This window comes from Polaribacter sp. 20A6 (genome assembly GCF_011378915.1).
Lineage (GTDB): Bacteria > Bacteroidota > Bacteroidia > Flavobacteriales > Flavobacteriaceae > Polaribacter > Polaribacter sejongensis.
The window spans coordinates 461,033-479,559 of record NZ_WTPZ01000003.1 but is presented as its reverse complement, the minus strand read 5'-3'; the positions used below and the strand labels follow the sequence as shown (position 1 = coordinate 479,559).

Sequence of the window (18,527 nt, the reverse complement as noted above, 5' to 3'; positions counted from 1 at the left end):
TTAAAATCTGAAGTGAGAGAAAGCTTTATTAGCCTCTGCCATTTTGTGAGTATCAGTACGTTTTTTTACTGCTGCACCTTCTTCTTTAGCTGCTGCTAAAATCTCTGCTGCTAAACGCTGCGCCATGGTTTTCTCATTTCTCTTACGAGTATATAAAATCATCCATTTAATAGCCATAGAAACCTTACGGTCTGGTCTAATTTGCATTGGTATTTGGAATGTTGCACCACCAACACGACGAGATCTTACTTCTACGTGAGGCATAACATTAGATAAACCATCTTTCCAAATCTCTAAAGCCGATTTCTCTTCGTCTTCTCCTTTTCTTTCTTCTACTAGCTCTAAAGCGTCATAAAACACTTTAAACGCTACAGACTTCTTACCGCTCCACATTAAGTTATTCACAAAACGTGTTACTAACTGATCGTTAAATTTAGGATCCGGTAATAAGACTCTTTTTTTTGCTGCTCTTTTTCTCATGTCTTTTACATTAAAAAAGTTAATTAATTTGTTATTAGCTCTTCGCCATAAAACCTTAAAAACAATAGTTAAAACTCAAGAGAACTCTCAAACAACAACTACTACCCTAAAAATCTTACAACCCTTTACTGATAACTCTTACTTCTTTGGGCGTTTTGCACCATACTTCGAACGTCTTTGGGTTCTACCCTCAACTCCCGCTGTATCTAATGCACCACGTACTACGTGATATTTAACACCTGGTAAATCTTTTACCCTTCCACCTCTAACTAATACTATCGAGTGCTCTTGTAAGTTATGTCCTTCACCTGGGATGTATGCGTTTATCTCATTACCATTTGTCAATCTAACTCTGGCAACTTTACGCATTGCTGAATTAGGTTTCTTTGGTGTTGTAGTATAAACACGAGTACACACTCCACGTCTTTGAGGACAAGACGACAAAGCAGCCGATTTACTCTTCTTAGTTATTTTGGTTCTTCCTTTACGAACTAATTGTTGAATAGTTGGCATACTAAATTATTACTGTTTTTCGTTTATAATTAAACCTTTACTCTTTTTTAAGAGTCCGCAAATGTACAATTATTTTCTAATTATTCAAGTATCAGCAAGTTATTTTTTCTTAATGTTCATTTTTTTGTTAGTTATTGGGATTTTCTTTTACTTTTGATTCTTATATTTCACCCACTTTGAATAAAAAAACTACACCTTATATATATATCCTACTTGCACTGCTTTCTCACACAGGAACCTTTGCACAAGCATTTTCTTTAAAACTTACTTCCTTAAATAAAACAGAAGCAAACATTTTAAATAAAATTAATTATCAAAAAAAACACAAAGACACTATTTTTCTAAACTTGGAAATTAATAGACTTTCTGAACACTTAAAAAATTTAGGTTATTTTACAAATTCAATAGATAGTGTTAAAAACAAGGACAAAGAATACGTTGCTTTTTTTAACCTAGGAAATAAAATAGACAATGCAATTATTAGAACAAGTAAGGAATCTGAAATTTATCTTGAAAAATTTAACACAACAGAAAACACATTTTCTATTCCAATTGAAAAATTACAAACTACACTATTAAAAATATCTACAAATTTAGATTCGGAAGGAAAGTCTTTTTCTAAAGTAAAACTAAAAAATGTTACAATTAAAAACAAAACTCTTTTTGCTGATTTAGTAATTAATCCTTCTAAAAAAAGAACTATAAATAAAGTAATTATTAAAGGATATGACAATTTCCCTAAATCATATCTAAAAAATTACTACAACATAAAATCTACAGACATATTTAATCAAGAAAAAATTTTAGAAATATCCGACGCATCAAAGAACTTAGACTTTGTTAAGGAAATTAAACCTCCTGAAATTTTATTTACTAAAGACTCTACATTATTATATATGTATTTAAAAAAACATAAGAATAATAGTTTTGACGGAATTATAGGTTTTGCTTCAAAAGAAAATGGAGAACTTTTATTTAATGGGAATCTAGAAATACAATTAAATAATATTTTGAATACTGGTGAAAAATTTGGTTTATTCTGGAACAGTATAGGTGAAGAAAAACAAGAATTAAAAATAAACACAACAACACCATACATCTTCAACTCTAGATTTAGCCCAGAATTAACTTTTTCTATCTACAAACAAGACTCTACTTTTCTGAACTCAAAGTTTGATTCTAGGATTGGATACCATATTAATTCTAAAATAAAACTAGCCCTCACCTATAATTCAGAAAAATCCGAAAATCTAAAAGAAAATTTATCCAACAATATTGAAACCTACAGCAACTATTTTTTAGGAGTTCAATTAAAATACAGCGTCCCTAAAAATGATTTTTTCTTAAGCAATAAATTCAAACTAGACATAAACCCAAGTTTTGGTAACAGAAAAACAACTTACAAAACAACAGACCAAATTAAACTAGAAGCATCAATTTCATATTTATGGGATTTAAATTTACGAAGCAGCATTTTTATCAAAAATAAAACAGGATACTTAAACTCTGACTCTTACATTAATAATGAACTCTTTAGAATCGGAGGAGCCAACTCGATAAGAGGGTTTAATGAACAAAGCATATTTACTAATAAGTATACGTTTGTAAACTTAGAATACAGATACCTAACCTCAGAAAAGTCTTATCTATACACCATAACTGATTTAGGACGAATAGACTTGAACTCTAAAAATGAAAACCTAATCGGATTAGGCTTCGGTTATTTATTTAACACCAACAACTCACAAATAAACATGAGTCTTTCTACAGGAAAAACAAACCAACAAAAAACAGACCTTAAGAGCGTGAAACTAACGATAAACTGGAAAAACTACTTTTAATCATCCACAACAACTTAACATTAATTAACTTTATTTTAACGATTTTTATGAAAAATGATTGCACAATTGATAATTAATATTGATATTTGAGTCAAATAATTCAAATTCAAAAAATAATGAAAACAAAGTTTAAAGGATTTTTTACACTACTATTAGTGTTTCTGATGCAAATATCTTTTGCTCAAGAAAAAAAGGTTTCTGGAACCGTATCAGACTCATCTGGTACATTACCCGGGGTAAGTGTAGCAATTAAAGGAACAAACAATGGAACTCAAACTGATTTTAATGGAAAATACTCCATTAGTGTTAAACAAGGCGATGTCTTAAGCTTTAGTTACGTTGGCTACAAAACTATTCAAAAAACTGTTGGAAATTCCCCAACTATTGACATTACAATGATTGAAGACGCTAGCGTTTTAGATGAGATTGTTGTAACTGCCCTAGGTATCAAAAGAGAAAAGAAATCTCTAGGTTATGCTTCTCAAGAAGTTAAAGGAGATGAAGTAAGCGCAATTAAAGACGTAAACTTCGCAAACTCTCTATCTGGTAAAGTTGCAGGTATAGATGTTTCTGGAAGTGGAACAATGGGTGGGTCTACCAACGTTGTAATCCGTGGTTACTCTTCTTTATACGGTTCTAACCAAGCACTATTTGTAGTAGACGGTGTTCCAATTAGTAACAAAAACTCAAACTCTTCTGGTCAACAATCAGGTGGAGCTGGATATGATTATGGAAATGCTGCTGCAGATATTAACCCAGACAACATTGAGTCTATAAACATCCTTAAAGGTGGTGCTGCAACTGCTCTTTACGGGTCTCAAGCTGCAAATGGAGTTATTGTTATAACTACTAAGAAAGGTAGAGACACAGACGGATCTATTGGAGTTACAGTGAACTCATCAATAACATTTAATAAATATAATGCAGATACTTTTGCAACTTATCAAGATGAATATGGTGCAGGATATTGGGTTGGTAATTATCATGACGATTTTTACACAAAAAACGGAGAGAACTATACTTTAGCTGACTGGGACGGATCTTACGGAGCCAAATTTGACCCAAATACATTAGTACGTCAGTGGGATTCTTTTTATCCTTCATTAGATGGTTATGGAATAGCTACTCCTTGGCAAGCTGCAAAAAATGATCCTTCTTCTGTATTTGAAACAGGAACAACCGTATTTAACAGTGTCTTTTTAGATGGAGGTAGCGACAAAGGTACTTTTAAACTAGGCTATTCAAAAGCGAGTATTAAAGGAATAATGCCTAATAGTGAGATAGTAAGAGATAATGTTGATTTTTCTGCATCATACAAACTAACAGAAAAACTTACAGCTGCAGCTAGTGTTTCTTACAATAAAACAACTGGTAAAGGACGTTATGGTACAGGATATGATTCTCAAAATTTCATGCAAACAGCTAGACAATGGTGGCAAACAAATGTAGATGTAAAAGATCAAAAAGCAGCCTACCTTGCAACCGGAGAGAACGTAACATGGAATACAAGTTATATTGATGAAGATTTACATGCTATATACCACGATAACGTTTATTGGATGCGTAATAACAATTACGAAACAGATGTAAGAGATAGAGTTATTGGTAACGTTAATTTAAACTATGAAATTAACGATTATTTAAATGTATTTGCTAGAGCTTCCATAGACACTTATTCTGGAAATCAAGAAGAGCGTATTAATAACGGTAGTACTAGCCTACCTTCTTCTTATGGTATTTTTACTGAATCATACACACAAAATACTTATGATTTACAAATTCATTTTGATAAAGATCTTACAGAAGACTTAAATTTAAAAGCTATCTTAGGAACAAACATTCAAAGAAATCATTACTCTTATGTTGATGCAGAAACTAACGGAGGAATTAATATTGATGGACTTTGGTCTTTATCAAACTCTGTTAATGCTTTAGTAGCACCAGGACAATACGAATATAAATCTGGAGTTGATGGATATTTTGCAAATGTATCTTTAGGATATCAAGATTTCCTATTCGTTGAAGGATCTTACAGGCTAGATATAGCCTCTACTCTACCTACAGATGATAATCAATACGATTATTATGGTTTCTCAGGAAGTTTCTTATTCTCTGAACTAGTAGAATCTAACTTTATGAACTTAGGTAAATTAAGAGTTGGATATGCAAAAACAGGTAACGCTGCATCTCCATTGTCTTTATATAACACCTTCGGACTAAACACTCCTGTACAAGGACAAGCATCCGCTTCTTTACCATCAACAAATAATAATTCTAACCTAAAGAACGAAGAGTCTACAGAAACAGAAATAGGATTAGAAATGATGTTTGCAAAAAGAAGATTAGGTTTTGACTTCTCTTTATATAACAAAACATCAAAAGATTTACTTACACCAATATCTGTTACTCCTGCAATAGGATATACCGGACAATGGTTAAATGCTGGAGAAATAGAAAATAAAGGTGTTGAATTATCTTTATATGGTTCTCCAATAAAAACGGAAGACTTTGAATGGAGAGTTGATTTAAACTGGGGGAAAAACGTAAGTAAAGTAATAGCACTTCCTGCAGGTTTAAAAAACCTTCAATTAGCTAGCTTACAAGGTGGAGTATCTATCAACGCAACAGTAGGTGACACTTACGGTATGATTAGAGGTACTAATTTTGTATTTGACGACAACGGTAATAAAATTATAGACGCAACATCAGGTGCTTACGCTGTAAGTCAAAGTTCTGATGAAAACCTTGGTTCTTTTCAACCAGATTGGAAAGGTGGTATAAATAACTCATTTACCTATAAAAACTTCTCTTTAAGTTTTTTAATTGATATTAAAAAAGGAGGTAACGTATTTTCTTTAGATACTTGGTACGGTATGGCTACTGGATTATATCCTGAAACAGCTGGACTTAATGAATTAGGTAACCCAAAAAGAGATGCTTTAACATCTGGTAATGATAGTGGAGGTATTGTTTTACCAGGAGTAATACAAACTGGTACAGATTCAGACGGAAATGCAACTTCTGACGGAACCGTTAATACATTAAGAACAGATATGAGTAATTTTGACAATGCCTTGGGTTACAAGAGAGCACCAAATGCACTTCATGTATATGATGCTGGTTTTGTTAAATTAAGAGAACTATCTGTATCTTATTCTCTTACACAGGAGCAATTAGGTAATTCATTTTTTAAAGGAGCTACTTTTTCATTAATCGGTAGAAACTTATGGATTATTGACAAAAGTTTACCATATGCAGACCCTGAAGCAGGTTTAAGCTCAGGTAATGTACAAGGTTATCAATCTGGTGTTTATCCAACAACAAAAGATTATGGATTTAGTGTTAAACTTCAATTTTAAAAAAAACAAAAGATGAAAAAAATATTTTTAATAGTATTATTGATAGGAATCACATTTTCTTCATGTGAAGATTTTGAAGGATGGAATGTCGATGATAAAAACCCAAGCCAAGTACCGGCATCATACTTAGTAACAAGTACACAAAAAGATTTATTCTATAGAATGTCTAGTCCAAATGTGAACTATAACATATTTAAGTTTTTCGCTCAATATTGGACAGAAACACAATATACAGACGAAGTAAACTACGATATTAGAGGAAGAGATATAAGCGGTACCTTTTCTACTTATTTATATAGAGACGTATTAATTGACTTACAAGCAGCAAGAGATATTATTAATGCTGACGAATTCTTAGATGCAGGGACAAAATCTGCTCAATTAGGAGTTATTGGACTTATGGAGGTTTATACTTGGAGTGTTTTAGTAGATGTATATGGAGATATCCCTTACACAGAAGCTTTAATGGGAGTAGACAACATTACACCTGTATATGATAATGATGAAGATATTTACACAGATTTATTTTCTCGTTTAGATGCAAGTTTAACAAACTTAAACGCAGGTACAGAAACTTTTGGTGATTCTGATATCGTTTATGGAGGATCAACTGCAAAGTGGAAAAAATTTGGTAATTCTTTAAAGTTAAGAATGGCACTTAGAATTGCAGATTACGATAATGCCCAAGCAAGTACAATAGCTTCTGCCGCAGTTGCAGGTGGTTTATTTACATCTAATGATGATAATTTTACTTTTGCTTTTGAAACAACAAGTCCAAATACAAATTCAATTTGGGTAGACTTAGTACAATCTGGTCGTGATGATTATTTAGTGGCTGATACATTTGTAGATCTAATAAATCCATTAAACGATCCAAGAGCTTCAACTTATTTAGCTGATAACAAAACTCCATATATAGGAGCTCCTTACGGAGTGGGAAGTTCTTACACAGATTTTACTCATATTGGTGACGCATGGCATGAACCAGACTTAGAAGGGGTACTTTTAAGTTATGATGAAGTTCAGTTTTTATTAGCAGAAGCAGTAGAAAGAAATCTAATTACTGGTAGTGCTGAAACGTATTACAATGCAGCTATTTCCGCTTCTATTATATATTGGGGAGGAACACAAGCAGAAGCTGATACATATTTAGCACAAACTACTGTTGCTTACACAACTGCTGCCTCTAGTTGGAAAGAAGTTATTGGTAATCAAAAATACATAGCACTTTACGGTAGAGGATTTGAAGCTTGGACTTCTTGGAGATTATTAGACTATCCTAATACTTTTACCCGTCCTTCAATTTCTAACGAAGCTGTACCAAGAAGGTACTTGTACGGAAACGACGATAAAGATCTTAACCCAGATAATTATGCTGCTGCAAGCAGTGCAATGGGAGGTGATGATAAATCTTCTCGCGTATTTTGGGACGTTACAGGCGTAGGAAACTAAACAAAAAAAACATATTAAAACAAAAAGGCTATCTGAAAAGATAGTCTTTTTGTTTTAATATAATTATCCAGAATAAACTCTATAAAAAAACACTTTATCTCAAAACAACATACATTTTCTTAGCAATAATAAAAAACTTAAAATTCTTATATTAAATTAAGTTAAAATAAAACACCTACGAACAGATATAAATTATTTAATAACAGCATCTCCCAAATTCATAAAGTTAAAGTATTTTTAATCTTATAAAACACCTCAATTGAGGTGGTTTTATTTTGAAATAACAATTTAAAATAATACAATATTCCACATCACTTGATAATAAAACCAGAGAACCAATTAAAGATAATTCAATGATAAAGAATAATTGATATATATCACATTACAGAAACAGAAAATCACCCAATTATTCTCAAAACAGAATCGTATTAAATAAAAAAATAAATTTATTTTATATTTAGTAAACATCCGTTTATGAAAAGAGTGTAATTGATTAAAAAAAATAGAAACACCTAGATTAGAACCTATTAATTAAATAATATTTTAACAAAAGGACGTTAAACACCCAAAAATCAGCTAAAATCAATGCCATTCTTGCACTATACAAAAAAACTATTTGTGTTAAAAAATTGTTTTATTAAGATTAATTTAAGACTTTTGGATTTAATTAATTCAAATAATTATACAATGAAGACAAAGTTTAATGGATTTTTAACGCTACTCTTAGCGTTAATCGTGCAAATTTCATTTGCACAAGACAAAACTGTTTCCGGTACAGTTACAGAAAATTCGGGACCTTTACCTGGAGTTAGTATATCAGTAAAAGGGACCAATAAAGGTACAGAAACTGATTTTGATGGAAAGTATTCTATACTAGCAAAAAGCGGAGATGTTTTAGTTTTTAGATACTTAGGTTTTACGCCGGTTGAAAAAACAATAGGAGCATCTAATACTATTAATGCGAGTATGAAAGTTGACGAAAACAATGTTTTAGACGAGGTTGTAGTTGTTGGTTACGGTACTAGTACAAAGCAAGCCTTTACGGGTACTGCAACTGTAGTTAGTGCAGAAAACTTACAAGCTAAATCTGTTTCTAATATTTCACAAGCATTGGCTGGTGAGGTTGCTGGTGTAACTGTAGTAAATACTTCTGGACAACCAGGTAGTGCTGCAACAATTAGAATTAGGGGTTTTGGTACTATTAATGGTAACAGTGCTCCTTTATATGTAGTTGATGGTGTACCATACCTAAACAGTATTAGTAACATTAACCCAGCAGATATTGAATCTACGACTATATTAAAAGATGCAACAGCAACTTCTATTTATGGTTCTAGGGGTGCAAATGGTGTAATTGTAATTACAACTAAAAAAGGTAAAGATGGTGCTTCTAACATTAATGTAGAAGTTAAGACAGGTGTAAACATGAGACTTTTACCATCTTATGATTTAATAAGCTCTCCAGATGAGTACATGGGACTTTCATGGCAAGCTTTAAGAAACACTGGTGGTAAATTAGGTGTTGCTGATGCAGCCGCATACGCAAATGATGTTTTATTCGATGATGAAAGAGGTGGTATAAACTCAGATTATAATATGTATAACGCCACTAATGGTGCTGATATAATTGATCCTACAACAGGTACAGTTATACCTGGAATATCTAGAAGATATACTCCTGAAAACTGGTCTGATTATGGGTTTCAATCGTCTACAAGAACTGAAGCTAACTTAAGTATGAGTGGTGGTAATGACACTACAACCTACTTTTCTTCTTTTGGTTATTTAAATGATAAAGGATATGTTGAAAACTCTGATTATAAAAGATATTCAACAAGATTAAATGTAACTCACAAACCAACAAAATGGTTAGAGGCAAATGCTAATATTGATTATACTTTTGCACAAACAACAGACAATGGTCAATCGGAAGATTCTGGATCTGTTTTTTGGTTTACTGACAACATCCCATCAATTTACCCTTTATTTTTACGTGATGCCTCAGGAGCAATAGTTGAAGATCCTTTTTATGGAGGTAATCAATATGATTATGGTACAAACAGAGGTTTTGGAGGATTAACAAATGCTGTTGCAGATGCACAATATGACATAAGTGAAGACATGCGTCATTCTATAAACGGTAACTTTTCTTTTAAAGTTAATTTTACTGAAGATTTCTCATTTACTACCAAGTATGGTGCAAACTATTATAGTTTAATAGACAACAGCATAAATAACCCCTTTTATGGATCTGCTGCAGAGCAAGGAGGTAGTTTATTTAAGGAACAAAGACAAGCCATAACACAGAACTTTTTACAAATGTTTAACTACGATAAAAGTTTTGGAGACCACAATGTTTCTGCCTTACTAGCACATGAAACAAATCAATGGGAACGTGAACGTACTTATATTAGTAAAAATAAAGTAGTAAACTTAATGAATGGATTAGACAGTCCAAATAATTATGTTAATTTAAGTAGTAACCCTTCTGGTTATACTGAAGAATCTGCTATAGATAGTTATTTTGCTCAAGTAAACTATAACTATTTAAGCAAATATTTCCTTTCTGGTACTGTAAGAAGAGATGGGAGTTCTCGATTTGCAACAGAGAAATGGGGTACTTTTTGGTCTGCAGGTGCATCTTGGATTGTTAGTAAAGAAGACTTTTTTAGCAACGTAGATTTTGTAAACAACTTAAAAGTAAAAGCTAGTTACGGTATTCAAGGAGATCAAGGTGGGGTAGATTACTATTCTGGACAAAACGGATATGACATCGATAATTTCGACGGAGAGATTTCACTAATTTTAAGAGCGAGAGAAAATGCAAGTTTAACTTGGGAAACAAGTAAAATGTATCAAATAGGTACAGAATTTAGGTTATTTAATAATGTAATCGATGGTTCTGTAGATTATTATGTAAAAGATACAGATGGACTTATCTTTAGTGTACGTACAGCAATTTCTACGGGTGATGCTCTTGATACTAAAAACGATGGTGGACTAGTTAATAGAGGTTTAGAGTTTGACTTAACAGGACATATTATTAATAAAGAAAACTTTAAGTTAGATTTATCTGTAAATGGAGAAGTTTTAGATAATGAAATTACTAAAATGCCATATGATGAGCCAGAAGGTAGAAATAAAATTATTGATATTCTTGGCAACTTCGGTAGAGCAGAAGGACACAGTAGATATGATTACTACATGCCAGTATGGGTAGGTGTAAATGCAGCTAATGGAGACCCTCTTTGGGAAACTTATTATGTAGATGCAAATGCAAATGGTGCTTTTGATTCTGGAGAACATATTGCTGAATTACACGAATATTCAATAAAAAACCCTGACACAGAAATTAAAAAATCTGTAACAAATAATTATACAGAAGCTACAAATCAATTTATTGGGAAATCTGCAATACCTAAGATTAGAGGTGCTTTTAGACTATCTGCTCAATTACATAACTTTGATTTAAGTACACAGTTTGCTTATAGTTTAGGTGGATATGGGTATGATAGTAATTACGCAAATGTTTTAGGTAATGGGCAAGTTGGTTCTAACAACTACCATGTAGATATTAGAGATGCATGGCAAGCTCCTGGAGATATTACCAATATTCCAAAATTATACAGTAATCAAAATGTAAACGTAAACAGACAATCTACACGTTTTTTAACAAAATCTGATTACTTAGCATTAAATAACGTAAGATTAGGCTATAGTGTACCATCTAAATCTTTAGCAAACACAGGAATGTCTGGTTTAAGTTTCTGGGTAGCTGGAGACAACTTATTCTTATTAAGTTCTAGAAAAGGATTTAACCCATCTTCATCTTTAATAGGTGAATCTGAGAGATACCAATACAGCCCTTTATCTACATTTACACTTGGTGTGAGAGTACAACTATAATTAACTTAAAAACAAAAAATAATGAAATATAATATTTTAAAAACGGTATTTACTCTTGCAGTAATTACATCATTTTTAAGTTGTGGTGATGACTTTTTGGAAAAGAGTCCAACAGAATTTATAAGTGCAGAAGACGCTGGTTTAACAGGTGAATTAAACCCTGATATTTCAGAAGCAACCCTTAGTGGTATATACTCTATGATGATTAATACCGAAACGGGAGGAACAACTGCTCATGAAGATTTTGGTCAAAAAGGATATGATATCTTTACAGATTTTCTTTCTGGAGATTTAGCACTTACCGCTAATAATTATAACAGATATGCAAATTTTGTAAACTTAATATCTACAGTAGATTATGCAGACAATAACAATTATACTCCTTGGAGGTATTACTACAGAGTAATAAGATCTGCTAATTTAGTAGTAAACTCATTAGGTGGTAATGATGATATACCAGAATCAGAGGCAGCAAAGCATGCACTAGGCCAAGCTAAAGCATTAAGAGCATATGGTTACTTTTACTTATCTCAATTATTTCAAAAAGAGTATAATGCTACGGAAGCAATTTTACCTTTATACACTAGTCCTTTTGACCCAGTACTTGCACAATCTCCAATGAGTGATGTGTATGACTTTATGATTAAAGACTTAACTTCTGCTGCTTCACTTTTAGAAGGTTTTGCAAGATCTAACAAAACGGGAATAAACCAAGATGTTGCTAGAGTTTTATTAGCGTATGTTTATGCAGCTAAAGGAGACAGTGCTTCTAACTTATTAGCAAAAGGATTAGCTGACCAAGTTATTGCTGCAGGATATCCTTTAATGACAAGTAGTGAAGTAGTAGGCGGATTTAACAACGTAGCTACACCTGCTTGGATTTGGGGATTTGACCTTACTTTAGCAAATGGATTAGATTTAGCTTCATGGTGGGGCCAAATGGATGTATTTACTTACAGTTACCAATGGGCTGGAGATAGAAAAGGTATTGATGATGTTTTATTTTCTAAAATAAAAGATACTGATATTAGAAAAACACAATTTGATGTTGATAATTCATTACAACCACGTAATAAGTTTTATAATGCTGCTAGAGTAATTGGTGGTCAGAGAAACATTGAAGATGATTACATTTATATGAGAGTTGCAGAAATGTATTTATTATCTGCAGAAATGGCAGCCAAAGAAGGTCAAGATGGTGCTGCTAGAACTAGATTAAATGAATTGTTATCTAACAGATTTACAGATTCTGCAGACTATGCATATGTAAACGGATTATCTGGTAATGCTTTATTAAATGAAGTAATTCTACAAACTAGAATAGAATTATGGGGAGAAGGAAAAAGTTATTTATCTATGAAGAGAAATAAACAAACCATGACAAGAGGTACAAACCACGTATTCCACTCTGGTTTATCTATTCCTCATACAGATGACAGATTAACTTTTGAAATCCCGCAAGCAGAGGTTCAAAACAATCCATTTATTAACTAGATATTTTACAATGAGTAAGTTTATTTTTGATAGGCTTACTCATTCTAAATCAAAAACATAAATTATGAAAAAATATATTTATTTATTTTTAGCTTCAGTAGCTATTACATCTTTCTCTTCTTGTAAAGATAGCTCTCTAGATGCTTTAGATACTTCTTACGCATCATTTACATCAACGACTATGGATATTGGTCTATTACCAGAGACTGAAGTATCTAGAGATATAAACATTTATACTACAAACATTACAAACTCAGATAGAACTATTCCTTTAAATGTAGTAGAAAGTACTACTGCAGATGCAGGTGCTTACACAGTTCCATCATCTGTTGTTATTCCTGCTGGAACAAACGTTGGTACTATTACAGTTGGAGTTAAAGATGTAGGTTTAACTATTGCTGAAGACAAGTCTTTAGTTCTAAGACTAGAAGCTTCTGAAGAAACAAGTGCAGGAGAGGCCCTAACGATAGCCTTATCTCTTATTTGTCCTGATAATGGTGTTAAACTAAGTGTTAACATAACTTTAGATTCATATCCTGAAGAAGGAGCTTGGAGAATTAGAGACGCCGAAGGGAACGAAGTTATGGCAAGTGCAAGTCCATTTGGTTATGGAGCTTATGCTGGTATGACTGGTACCATTACCATTAAGGAATGTTTACCTTCTGGTACTTACACCATTCAAATCTATGATCAATATGGTGATGCTGGTACAGGGTATACTGTATCTGCCAACGGTATTAATTTATTTACTGATTCTGGAGACTACGAAGGTGGAGAAGAAGCATCATTTACAATATAAATTATTTAATTTACAAGAACCACCTCTTAAAGAGGTGGTTTTTTTTTGCCTAATAATTTCAATAATTAACATACCTTTGCTGCATGACAACAGAAAGTACACCAACAACCAATATTTTTGGTATTAGAGCAATAATTGAAGCCATAGAAAGTGGTTCTTCAATAAACAAAATATACTTACAAAAAGGATTAAGAGGAGAATTGTTTTATGAACTAAACAAGTTAATTAAAACAAACAACCTTACTACTAGCATGGTGCCTGTAGAGAAGTTAGATAGATTATCTAAAAACAGTAATCATCAAGGTGCTGTTGCTCAAATATCTCCTGTAGAATTTTACGATTTAGAAGAATTGATAGAAAAAACAGTAGAAAGTGATAAAACACCTTTATTTTTATTGTTAGATCAAGTATCTGATGTACGTAATTTTGGAGCCATCATTAGAACAGCAGAATGTTCTGGAGTTAACGGAATTATCATTCAGAAAAACGGAAGTGCTCCCGTTAATGCTGAAACTATAAAAACATCTGCCGGTGCAGCTTTTAAAATTCCTATTTGTAAAGTAGATCACATTAAGGATGCCTTATTTTTATTACAAGCATCAGACATTAAAACGGTAGCAGCTACAGAAAAAACAGAAGACTCTGTATATGACATCGATTTTAAGCAACCAATTGCTATAATTATGGGTTCTGAGCATAGAGGTGTAAATCCTTCTATATTAAAAATGGTAGATTATAAGGCCAAATTACCTTTGTTAGGTGAAATAGCTTCTTTAAATGTATCTGTTGCATGTGGTGTTTTATTATATGAAGCAGTAAGACAAAGAATTGTAGTAAGCAGTTAAAGAGATTAAAAAAGTATATATTTAAACAAAGCTGTATGTAAGAAATTATGTACAGCTTTTTCTATTACTACTTTATTTAGAAAAGGTAAGTAGGACTAAAACTTCTCTTCTAGTTTTTCATCATCGAACTCCTCCTCTACTTTTGGCGGGGCAAAATTACCATGTTCATCAAACAAAGCATCAAACTCTGTTTCTATAAATTGATGTTCTTCTCTTACAATTCCTCTATTTCTAAAAATAACTGCAAAAATAAGACCTACTACAAAACCAGATAAATGACCTTCCCAAGAAATACCATCTTTTATAGGCAACACATACCATATCATACCTCCGTATAAAAAGATGATAATTAAAGACAATGCGACCAAGCGAAAGTGTCTTTTTATAATTCCACTAAAAAAAACAAAACTAAAAAGCAAGTACACAATTCCACTTGCACCTATGTGGTAAGACTCTCTAGCAATACACCAAGTTATTAAACCTGTAAAAAAACCACCAAGAAGCAAAACTTTATAAGCAACATCTCTATAAAAATAAAAAAGACTGCTTAAAAGCACAAATAAAGGAATGGAATTATTAAAAAGGTGACTTACATTACTATGTATAAAATGAGTCAAGAAAACACCTCTAAAACCAACAAAAGTTCTTGGAAAAACACCATATTTATTAAAATTGAAATCAAATTGTATTTCAACCCAATAAATAAACCATATTGCAACAATGTATACAACTGGAATTAAGAAAATAGATTTTGATATTTGTAAGTGATTCTCCTCTTTCATCATTATAAAAATAACAAAAATAGAACCAATCCCGATTTTTACAATTTCTGTCAGAAATCTTTATTATTTTTACGGAATGAATGAACCTTTGGCAGAAAGAATTAGACCTAAAACTTTAGAAGACTATATCAGTCAGCAACATTTAGTGGGTAAAACGGGTGTTTTAACCAATTTAATCAAAAAAGGAATCATTCCTTCATTAATTTTATGGGGACCTCCAGGAATTGGAAAAACAACGCTTGCCAATATTATTGCAACAGAATCTAAACGTCCTTTCTACACATTGAGCGCTATTAGTTCTGGGGTAAAAGATGTACGAGAGGTTATAGAAAAAGCTAAAAAAAGTGGTGGGTTATTTACGGTTAAAAATCCTATTTTATTTATTGATGAAATTCATAGATTTAGTAAATCTCAGCAAGATTCACTTTTAGGAGCCGTAGAAAAAGGATGGGTAACATTAATTGGTGCAACTACAGAAAACCCTAGTTTCGAAGTTATTCCTGCCCTACTCTCTCGTTGCCAAGTCTATATTTTAAATTCTTTTGATAAAACTGATCTCGTGGCTCTTTTACATAGAGCTATGGAGAAAGACGCACTTTTATCAACCAAAAAAATTACTTTAAAAGAAACGGATGCATTGTTACAAGTATCCGGAGGAGACGCTAGAAAGCTTCTAAATATATTTGAATTATTAGTCTCTGAAGAAGATGAAATTGAAATTACCAATGATTTAGTACTTGCTAAAATTCAGAAAAACACTGTTAGATATGATAAAACAGGGGAACAACATTATGACATTATATCTGCTTTTATAAAATCGATTAGAGGTAGTGATCCTAATGGCGCTGTTTATTGGTTAGCTAGAATGATTGAAGGTGGTGAAGATGTAAAATTTATTGCCAGAAGGCTACTTATTTCTGCTTCCGAAGATATTGGAAACGCAAACCCTACAGCATTAATATTGGCCAACAACACATTCCAAGCAGTATCTGTTGTAGGGTACCCAGAATCTAGAATTATATTAAGTCAATGTGCTATTTATTTGGCTAACTCCGCCAAAAGTAATGCTTCATATATGGCCATTAATGATGCTCAGAATTTAGTGCAGAAAACGGGAGACTTATCTATTCCTATTCATTTAAGAAATGCACCAACTAAATTAATGAAAGATTTAGACTATGGTAAAAACTATAAATACTCACACAATTATCCAAATAACTTTGTAGAACAAGAATTTTTGCCTGATGAAATATCTGGAACAAAATTGTATGAACCAGGTAATAATGCAAGAGAAAATCAGTTTAAAGAAATCTTAAAAAATAGATGGAAAAACAACTATGATTATTAATCACTATAGTAGAAATACAAACGAAAAGAGGTCACTCAGAAATGAATTCTAAATGACCTCTTTTTTTATATTAAAATAGAATTCTAAAATAAAGTTAGACTCCTATTTTTATGATTAATTACTAAAATTTTATTTGATACACCTCTTTTACTAACTGATCATTTTTATAGTATTCTGCAACCCAATTTTCTCCATTTTTATAAAGGGTTCCGTCTTTTCCTTTAATTACATAAACATCCTTCTTATTTGTATTTAAAATTACAAAAACAACTTCTGGTTTTAAATTTACTAATTGGAATCCATTATCCTTTTGCTGTGCATATAAAACATTAGTAGCATTAGATTCAGTGTTAATTTCATTTACACTTGTTTTAACGGCAACAACAGGTTCTTTTATAGTTACTTTTTCTGGTTTCACCTTTTCTTTAACAGCTATAGAAGTATTATAATTATACTCTAAATCTTCCATTGTTTCGTAAGCTCTTCTTATAGCCTCTTGATACCCTTTTTTATATTCCTTAAGTTTACTCTTACCAACTTCTGAAGTGTATAATACATTATTATTACAGTCTTGTAATTTAATTACACTTTTAATGGTAAACATACTAGAATCATCTACAACTATTGCTGTTAACGCTTTACATCTATTTAACTTTAAATCTTCTGGTAATTTTTCATTGCTTAGAAAAACTTCAAATCCTTTTTTTTCTAAAAGAAACTTAGTTAAAGAACTCGTTTGGTATTGATCTGAACTCTTTAAAAACTCGAATCGATCTGGTACAATTACATATTTGTAGTTATTAATATCTAGTTCTTGACTAAATGCTGATATTGTTATTAAAAACAAAAAACTAAATGCTATTTTTTTAATCATTTTAATTGAATATTTATTGAATTTCAAATTATACAGTATTATTATTTGCTAATGCAATATCGCAAAATTGTGCGATACCATCTAGAATTCTAGATAAATTAACTTTTATTTATTTAAATATAAAACGCTCAATCAGTTATAAATATTGCTTTATTTCTAATAGAGAACTTACAGATACTAAATTACTTTTATGATGTGAAACATTGTCAAAATTACAATGAATAGCTTGCATACCAACGCTCAATGCTCCTTCTATATCTGCCTCAATATTATCACCAATCATAATAGAATTGTCTTTATTTGCTTTTGCGATATCTAAAGCGTACGTAAATACTTTAGGATTTGGTTTTTTAACACCAACAGATTCTGAGGTAATAATTTTATCAAAATAATGATAAATATTAGAACTCACCATTTTCTTGTTCTGTACTTCTTCAAAACCATTGGTAATAATGTGCAATTGATACTTCTCTTTTAAGTAATCTAAAATTTCAAAAGTACCATCAAACAGATAATTAAAATCTGGCAAAAATGTTAAATAATCTACAGACATTTTATTTATAACCTCATCTGAAACAGTATAATTTAAAGCATCGAAACTATTTTTTAATCTACCGTATCTTAAAGCTTCTTTAGTTACCTTTTCTTCTCTAAACAATTTCCAAAACTCAAAATTTATAGGCTTATAAACTTCTAAGAAAGCGTTTAAATCAACTTTTAAATTATTGGCACTAAAAACCTTTTCGAAGGTTAAATCAGAATTTTTATCGAAATCCCATAAAGTGTGATCTAAATCAAAAAAGACGTGTTGTATATTCATGTGTTAAAAGTATA

At 31.6% G+C, this 18,527-nt stretch carries 13 protein-coding genes; 8 read left to right on the top strand and 5 right to left on the bottom strand.

The features are described from left to right. Positions 1-480: a 30S ribosomal protein S7 gene (gene rpsG / locus GQS57_RS09355; RefSeq protein WP_087522435.1), complete on the bottom strand. Its 480-nt coding sequence runs from the start codon at positions 478-480 to the stop codon at positions 1-3. Between the two features lie 138 nt (positions 481-618). After that, positions 619-993, bottom strand: coding sequence for a 30S ribosomal protein S12 (gene rpsL, locus GQS57_RS09350; protein WP_018943587.1), 375 nt, complete (start codon positions 991-993; stop codon positions 619-621). A 176-nt stretch (positions 994-1,169) separates the two neighbouring features. Here rpsL and GQS57_RS09345 point away from each other — a divergent pair, with 176 nt between their 5' ends. From GQS57_RS09345 to rlmB, 7 genes are all read left to right on the top strand, one after another. Next, a complete protein-coding gene (locus GQS57_RS09345; protein WP_165732595.1) occupies positions 1,170-2,834 on the top strand; it encodes a ShlB/FhaC/HecB family hemolysin secretion/activation protein in 1,665 nt (554 codons plus the stop codon). A 116-nt stretch (positions 2,835-2,950) separates the two neighbouring features. After that, complete coding sequence (locus tag GQS57_RS09340; protein WP_165732594.1) at positions 2,951-6,193, top strand: SusC/RagA family TonB-linked outer membrane protein; 3,243 nt, start codon at positions 2,951-2,953, stop codon at positions 6,191-6,193. Positions 6,194-6,205: 12 nt separating this feature from the next. Continuing rightward, positions 6,206-7,645, top strand: a complete 1,440-nt coding sequence (locus GQS57_RS09335) for a SusD/RagB family nutrient-binding outer membrane lipoprotein (protein WP_165732593.1) — start codon at positions 6,206-6,208, stop codon at positions 7,643-7,645. A gap of 687 nt (positions 7,646-8,332) precedes the next feature. Beyond that, positions 8,333-11,551 (top strand): SusC/RagA family TonB-linked outer membrane protein, encoded by a 3,219-nt coding sequence (locus GQS57_RS09330; protein WP_165732592.1) that lies wholly within the window; start codon positions 8,333-8,335, stop codon positions 11,549-11,551. A gap of 21 nt (positions 11,552-11,572) precedes the next feature. Continuing rightward, positions 11,573-13,045, top strand: a complete 1,473-nt coding sequence (locus GQS57_RS09325; protein ID WP_165732591.1) for a RagB/SusD family nutrient uptake outer membrane protein — start codon at positions 11,573-11,575, stop codon at positions 13,043-13,045. 64 nt (positions 13,046-13,109) lie between these two features. Continuing rightward, on the top strand, positions 13,110-13,844 hold the full coding sequence (locus GQS57_RS09320; protein ID WP_165732590.1) for a hypothetical protein: 735 nt from the start codon (positions 13,110-13,112) through the stop codon (positions 13,842-13,844). Positions 13,845-13,927: 83 nt separating this feature from the next. Continuing rightward, positions 13,928-14,689 carry a 23S rRNA (guanosine(2251)-2'-O)-methyltransferase RlmB gene (gene rlmB, locus GQS57_RS09315; protein WP_165732589.1) on the top strand — a complete coding sequence of 254 codons (762 nt, stop codon included), beginning with the start codon at positions 13,928-13,930 and terminating at the stop codon, positions 14,687-14,689. Between the two features lie 95 nt (positions 14,690-14,784). Here the strand turns inward: rlmB and GQS57_RS09310 are convergent, their stop codons facing one another. Then, positions 14,785-15,471, bottom strand: a complete 687-nt coding sequence (locus tag GQS57_RS09310) for a rhomboid family intramembrane serine protease (protein ID WP_165732588.1) — start codon at positions 15,469-15,471, stop codon at positions 14,785-14,787. Positions 15,472-15,547: 76 nt separating this feature from the next. Between GQS57_RS09310 and GQS57_RS09305 the strand changes: the two genes are divergently transcribed. Next, on the top strand, positions 15,548-16,819 hold the full coding sequence (locus GQS57_RS09305; protein WP_165732587.1) for a replication-associated recombination protein A: 1,272 nt from the start codon (positions 15,548-15,550) through the stop codon (positions 16,817-16,819). A gap of 121 nt (positions 16,820-16,940) precedes the next feature. Here the strand turns inward: GQS57_RS09305 and GQS57_RS09300 are convergent, their stop codons facing one another. Beyond that, positions 16,941-17,693: a hypothetical protein gene (locus tag GQS57_RS09300; protein ID WP_165732586.1), complete on the bottom strand. Its 753-nt coding sequence runs from the start codon at positions 17,691-17,693 to the stop codon at positions 16,941-16,943. 136 nt (positions 17,694-17,829) lie between these two features. Further along, complete coding sequence (locus tag GQS57_RS09295; protein WP_165732585.1) at positions 17,830-18,513, bottom strand: YjjG family noncanonical pyrimidine nucleotidase; 684 nt, start codon at positions 18,511-18,513, stop codon at positions 17,830-17,832. Positions 18,514-18,527 lie beyond the last annotated feature (14 nt).

Excerpts from the sequence above, each read along its gene's own strand:
- rpsL (WP_018943587.1), bottom strand. The coding sequence starts at position 993 with ATGCCAACTATTCAACAATTAGTTCGTAAAGGAAGAACCAAAATAACT.
- GQS57_RS09335 (WP_165732593.1), top strand. The coding sequence starts at position 6,206 with ATGAAAAAAATATTTTTAATAGTATTATTGATAGGAATCACATTTTCT.
- GQS57_RS09300 (WP_165732586.1), bottom strand. The coding sequence starts at position 17,693 with ATGATTAAAAAAATAGCATTTAGTTTTTTGTTTTTAATAACAATATCA.
- GQS57_RS09340 (WP_165732594.1), top strand. The coding sequence starts at position 2,951 with ATGAAAACAAAGTTTAAAGGATTTTTTACACTACTATTAGTGTTTCTG.
- GQS57_RS09295 (WP_165732585.1), bottom strand. The coding sequence starts at position 18,513 with ATGAATATACAACACGTCTTTTTTGATTTAGATCACACTTTATGGGAT.
- rlmB (WP_165732589.1), top strand. The coding sequence starts at position 13,928 with ATGACAACAGAAAGTACACCAACAACCAATATTTTTGGTATTAGAGCA.
- GQS57_RS09320 (WP_165732590.1), top strand. The coding sequence starts at position 13,110 with ATGAAAAAATATATTTATTTATTTTTAGCTTCAGTAGCTATTACATCT.
- GQS57_RS09310 (WP_165732588.1), bottom strand. The coding sequence starts at position 15,471 with ATGAAAGAGGAGAATCACTTACAAATATCAAAATCTATTTTCTTAATT.
- GQS57_RS09305 (WP_165732587.1), top strand. The coding sequence starts at position 15,548 with ATGAATGAACCTTTGGCAGAAAGAATTAGACCTAAAACTTTAGAAGAC.
- rpsG (WP_087522435.1), bottom strand. The coding sequence starts at position 480 with ATGAGAAAAAGAGCAGCAAAAAAAAGAGTCTTATTACCGGATCCTAAA.
- GQS57_RS09330 (WP_165732592.1), top strand. The coding sequence starts at position 8,333 with ATGAAGACAAAGTTTAATGGATTTTTAACGCTACTCTTAGCGTTAATC.
- GQS57_RS09325 (WP_165732591.1), top strand. The coding sequence starts at position 11,573 with ATGAAATATAATATTTTAAAAACGGTATTTACTCTTGCAGTAATTACA.